3 protein-coding genes and 1 pseudogene are annotated in these 5363 nt (G+C 65.5%); 3 read left to right on the top strand and 1 reads right to left on the bottom strand.

Going from position 1 to position 5363, the window contains the following annotated elements; translation table 11 throughout:
- The first annotated feature begins 183 nt into the window (after nt 1-183).
- Entirely contained in the window at nt 184-993 is an 810-nt protein-coding gene (locus ACTWQA_RS58470; protein ID WP_443167406.1) for an SDR family NAD(P)-dependent oxidoreductase, read from the top strand.
- A 542-nt stretch (nt 994-1535) separates the two neighbouring features.
- Here the strand turns inward: ACTWQA_RS58470 and ACTWQA_RS58465 are convergent.
- On the bottom strand, nt 1536-2783 hold the full coding sequence (locus ACTWQA_RS58465; RefSeq protein WP_443167405.1) for an XRE family transcriptional regulator: 1248 nt from the start codon (nt 2781-2783) through the stop codon (nt 1536-1538).
- A gap of 163 nt (nt 2784-2946) precedes the next feature.
- Here ACTWQA_RS58465 and ACTWQA_RS58460 point away from each other — a divergent pair, with 163 nt between their 5' ends.
- Nucleotides 2947-3255 (top strand): hypothetical protein, encoded by a 309-nt coding sequence (locus ACTWQA_RS58460; RefSeq protein WP_443167404.1) that lies wholly within the window; start codon nt 2947-2949, stop codon nt 3253-3255.
- A gap of 792 nt (nt 3256-4047) precedes the next feature.
- Nucleotides 4048-4997 (top strand): annotated as a pseudogene (locus ACTWQA_RS58455) (ADP-ribosylglycohydrolase family protein).
- Nucleotides 4998-5363 lie beyond the last annotated feature (366 nt).

Raw genomic sequence — 5363 nt, 5'->3', positions numbered from 1 at the left:
TCACTCATTCTGTGGTAATATTCCGCCGAGGGAGTACGAGGACGCCTTCTATAAGGCGCAGGGATCTACTACGTCATTCGCAAGTTCGCAGGAATCGTAGCCTCCAAGATCCCCGGGGCGGTCCAGTGTGACCGTCGAGCCTGCGTAACCATTCGGAAGAATCAATCACCTTGGAGAACACCTATGAGTGAATTGCTGCTTGGCGATAAGAACGCTGTGATCTATGGAGGCGGGGGCGCTATCGGCGGCGCAATCGCACGGGTATTCGCCCGGGAAGGCGCGAGGGTCTTCATCGCCGGTAGGACGCAGGCGAAGCTCGACGCTGTGGCGCGTGATGTCGCCGCCACGGGCGGAACAGTCGAGACCGCGCAAGTGGACGTTCTCGATCAACAGGCGGTCGAAAAGCACGCCGATGCGATCGCCGCGACGGCCGGCAGCATCGACATCGCCATCAACGCCGTGAGTGTCATGCACGACCAGGGGACTTTGCTGGCGGACCTCTCGCTGGAGGAGTTCATGCGGCCGATCGATGGCTTCCTGCGGACGCTGTTCATCACAAGCAAGGCTGTGGCACGGCACATGGGTCGCGAGCGTCCTGGCGTCATCCTGACTTTGTCCGAGCCGGGTTCCAAACTGGCTGTAGGCGGCATCTTGGGGCACAGCGTCAGCGCTGCCGGCAAGGAGGCCTTCTCGCGGGTTCTGGCCGCGGAGCTCGCACCCAGCAACATCCGGGTCATCGGCATCCGTCCACACGCCGTCGTCGATGCGCCGGCAGCGGGTTCCTACACCAAGGACCTCTTCATGCAAACCGCGGCAGCGACCGGGCAGTCGGTCCAGGAATTCCTCGAAGAGGGGATGGCGCAGGGGACGCTTCTCAAGAGGCTGCCTACGCTCACTGAAATCGCCGAGACGGCTGCGTTCCTGGCTTCAGATCGAGCTGGAGCCATGACCGGGACAATCGCCAATCTGACCGCCGGCGCACTTGTCGACTGAGACCAGTATGTCCGATCAGGCTGCCCATCTGCGCGGCCACCTCACCCACCGTGAGCAGCAGCCGGCCGAGGGTGCCCGACAGGTCATGGTAGCCGTACGTCTTGAGCAGCGTGCGGTAGAGGAGCACGGCCGCCATCGCATGGTGGTACCGCTCGGGCCGGGTCCGTCAGGAGGTCGGCGCGCCCGGCCAGGATGGGCGCCCGCGTAAGTATCGAAGGATTCACCTTGCCCATCTTGACCGCTGGTCAAGGAGAGGTATGCGCCGTACTGGCGACGCGTGCAAGGGATCTTGGTCCCCGAAGTCAATGAGGCCGTACCCGATCTTCTCGGACACGGCCTGTGACCTGCGATTACGCAAGTCGGGACGACAGGATTTGAACCTGCGACCCCTTGACCCCCCAGGCACATCACGGAGGGGCGGGATCATGGATGATTCCCGCCCCGACCTGGGCTAACAGTCCGCTCGCGTCCACCGGCGTACGGCTCGATCCATCGTCGTTGTCACTCAGTTGGTCACTCAGCGGAAAGGACGATCTGGCTGCTCAGCCTGCCGTTTGGCGCGCGGCCGTGAGTGCCTCCGCCAGAGTCTCCGTGTGCGGCGAGCGGCGCTCCCGGAGGAGTACCTGAACGTTGACGAGTTCCTTGAGGGCATGGCGGTTCAGCTTGACCGCATCTCCCACGATCGGGAGCCCTACATCGAGGGATGCCCGCGCGTCCCCCGTCTCCGCGTGTGCCTTGGCCAGGCATGATCCATACCACGCGCGGTCGCGCTTGTAGGAGGCAGGTAGGCTCGCCAGCCCGGCCGTCAGCAAGTCGGCGGCCTTGGGCCAGTTCGAAAGATGCAGCTCCGTCATGCCGCGCTGGAGCCGGAACCACGTCTCGTCGTAGAAGTACATCCACGCCGGTTCGTCGTCGGCGTGCTCGGCGGCTCGACGGATGAGGGCTTCGGCCTCGTCCAGCAGCGTGCGAGCCGGACGGGCCTCCCCTGCCAAAGCGTGCCCTCGCGCGGCCATCTGGGTGGCCATACCGCGCACCCCGGGAGTCACCCGTCCGTCGTGCCAGCGCGCGGCTTCAGCCAGTCGGACAGTCCTGCGGGCGTTGCCGGCGCTCCACGCCTGGTGGGCCTTCATGCTGAGCGTGGTGGTGGCCATGTTGACGTCACCGATCTCCAGCGCCCAGTCGTGGGCGCGGTCGTACCAGGCGAGTGCGGCGGCCTGGTCGTCGGTGTCGAGTGACATCCAAGCGACGAACTGGGCGTACTGCGCGGCCAGGTCCACCACGGTGTCGGCGATGCCGCCTCGCGCGTTCTGCGCCAGCTCGACCACGATGCCGAGTTGTTGCCGAACGACGCCCAGGAGGGGACGCGAGCCGATGGTGTCCTCGACCTTGCGATGTTCGGCCAGGCAGGTGGCAAGCCAGTCCACGGTGCCCTGGTCAACACGGCGAGGATCTTGGAGCGTACGGGTAATGCGCTCATAGAGATCCAGGTCAGGGGCGACGCTCTCCAGAGGCAACGCGGGAACAGGAACACTGGGCCGCTCATCCAGGTCGAACAGGTCGGCCTCTGTCGCGTTCAGCGCGCGAGCGTACAAGAGACGGTAGCGCTCGCTGGGGTAGTGATCGCCTCGCTCCCACCCTCGGATCATCCGTGTCAGATCCCCCACGGTGGGCAGCGGGCCGTCCGCCACCGCCTTGAGCCGTCTGGCCATGTCCGCGACGGTGCCGACCTCGGCCTTGCGCTCAGCCCGGAGCCGTACGGCCCACGGGGGCGGTGTTCCTGGGGTGCCCATCGTTCACCTCCGGATATTCGCGGATACGGAGTGTCCTCGGCTGTCTCCTATTGTCATCGTGCCCGCTCAAGCGGGTGTCGCTTTGCTTGACGTGATGAATCCTTCACAAGTTTCGACGCGCACCGATCCAGCGGAGGAAACCACGCAACGTCTCCATGCCGAGTTGCTGCGACAGGCTCTCGCACAGCAGGGCATCGCCGCAGACGTACACGACGGCTACGGGCTCGCGTTGGTGTCGGTCTGGGTGGGGCTGGTGGTGTGGTGCGACGGCTACCGCTTCTGGTGGCGTACCGGCTGGGACCCCGAGCGCAAACGCGCTGTCTACGCCTGGCATCCGGCCATCGAACCTGGACGAGCCGCCCGTCGCGTCGTCTTCCGATACGCCGATCTCCGCGCCAACCACCCGCTCTCCCCGACGATCAGCGACATGGCATTCGCCGCCAGCGCTTCACCAGCAGGAAACCTCCCATGACAACGGCTGGCAGCACCACCGGCAGTCGCGTCAAGATCGTGGACATGCTCCATAGCCCGGCCAGGACACGGGCTTTCGCCTCTTGGCTCATTGGACAACGCGGCAAGGTGGTGAGCATCCTACGTAATGGCACGCTGGCACTCGTGGAACTCGACGGCGAGCCAAGCGAACTGCTCGGCGGATCACGACGCTGGCCCATCCACTGGGATGATCTGCTGGTGTACACAGTGGACGCCGGGCCAGTGAACCTCGAAGACGGCTACCGACTGGGACTATCCAGCCTCAAACGGAACGCCGTGCAGCATGCCGTACAAGCTGGCAGCAGGACGAGCCTCTGCGGGAAACCAGTCCATCCACTGCCGATCTGCGACTGGTCGATGCCGTTCTCGCCCAGGGCGACTCGGGCATGCCCGGCCTGTGTCCGCTTGGCAGCGCAGCCTTCATAGGCAAGCCGACGAGCGCGCGCTTGTTCTCCCCGTGGTCTCGGATGTGCGGAGAGGAAGCCATCAAATCCGCTCGCCGTCGACTCCCGCCAGCGGACTGGTGCGTCCCATGGCCGCCCCTCCCCGAGCCCGATAACTGCCTGATCCACCTCGAATGCGCATAGACCAGAACGGAGTAACCAGCGCTCACGTCGAGAATGACTGGCCGCTTTTCAGGCGTGGCGACCACTGTGCCCTAAAAGCTGTGCAAGAAGCATCTCGGCGTCCGGCGACCTCCCTGAATCAGCTCTTGCACGATCACCCCAGCGCGAAGAGCCCAGCAGGCCGACACCGCAAAGCTAAGTAGCCTGTGGACGTGAATCTTGTGCAGCGTGCCGTTGGCGCGGTCGTCGGCTCGGCCGTGGGCGATGCGCTGGGCGCTCCTTTCGAGTTCGGCCCGGCAGGCGCGCTCTCCTCCCGCTTTCCCGCACCAGGCGCCGGCGGCGAGATGAGCGGAGGCGGCGGCTGGGACGCCGGCGAGGCCACCGACGATACGCAGATGGCCGTTCATGTAGCCGAGTCGCTGCTGGAGCGCGGCGGTCTGGACCTCCGGACATCTTCGCCCGCTTCCAGCGATGGGCGGCCGACGAGCCCAAAGACATCGGACTGCAGACCGAGGACGTACTGACCCGCGGCCTGCCCTGGGATCAGGCCGCCGCCGCCTACTACCGGAGCAGCCACCGCGCCGCAGGCAACGGCGCGCTCATGCGGGCCACCCCGTCAGCGGTGTACTTCGCCCGCGACGGGCGGCAGGCGACCATGGACGCCGCTCGGACCATCGCCGCCCTCACCCACGGCGACCCGGCGGCGTGGGAAGGCACCGCGATCTTTCACGACCTGATACGCGTCGCCCTGGACGGCGCGGACCCCTTAGACCACCTCTCCCAGACCCTCGCCGCTGTCCATCCCCACCATCGTGAGCGCTACGCCGCCGTCCTCGCCCCCGGCTGGCATCCCGACCAGGCCACCGAGTTCAACGGCGCCGTCTGGCCCTGCCTCGGCTCAGCCGTCTGGGCCCTGCGCACCACCCGCAGCTATGAGGAGGCAATCCGCGCCGCGATCGACCTGGGCGGCGACACCGACACCGTCGCCGCGGTCACCGGCGGCCTGGCCGGAGCCGTGTACGGACCGACAGCAATTCCAACCGACTGGACCGAGCCGTTACACATTCCGCTCCCCGGAAGCGGCGGCCGAACCCTGCATCTACCCCACCAGCTCGACCTTGCTGGTGACCTCGTGAAGCGTCCAAATTCAGGCTGACGACGAAGCCTGCCCTGCCAGAATGCTATGACCTCCTGCTTTCCAGGCGGACCGATCGCCCTGTTCGGCTGATCGAGACCGTGGTGAGGAACGTGTGGCCGGTGGCCGCGGTGAGCCCGCGTGCGGGGACGTTGCTGTCAGCACTGCTGTCACCCACCAATAGCGAATTTCAAGATCGTTCAGGTGTGCGGCACCATGTCTTCATGTCTGTGACTCAGTTCGCTCAAGTGGTGATCAAGGAGTGGACCGCCCCGGGGATCTTGGAGGCTACGATTCCTGCGAACTTGCGAATGACGTAGTAGATCCCTGCGCCTTATAGAAGGCGTCCTCGTACTCCCTCGGCGGAATATTACCACAGAATGAGTG

This window comes from Nonomuraea sp. 10N515B (assembly GCF_052245915.1).
Lineage (GTDB): Bacteria > Actinomycetota > Actinomycetes > Streptosporangiales > Streptosporangiaceae > Nonomuraea.
The sequence above is the reverse complement of the archived record's forward strand: the minus strand, read 5'-3'. Positions and strand labels throughout refer to the sequence as shown.

Bases quoted from the DNA above. Each gene is read 5' to 3' on its own strand.
- ACTWQA_RS58470 (WP_443167406.1), top strand. From the start codon at position 184: ATGAGTGAATTGCTGCTTGGCGATAAGAACGCTGTGATCTATGGAGGC.
- ACTWQA_RS58465 (WP_443167405.1), bottom strand. From the start codon at position 2,783: ATGGGCACCCCAGGAACACCGCCCCCGTGGGCCGTACGGCTCCGGGCT.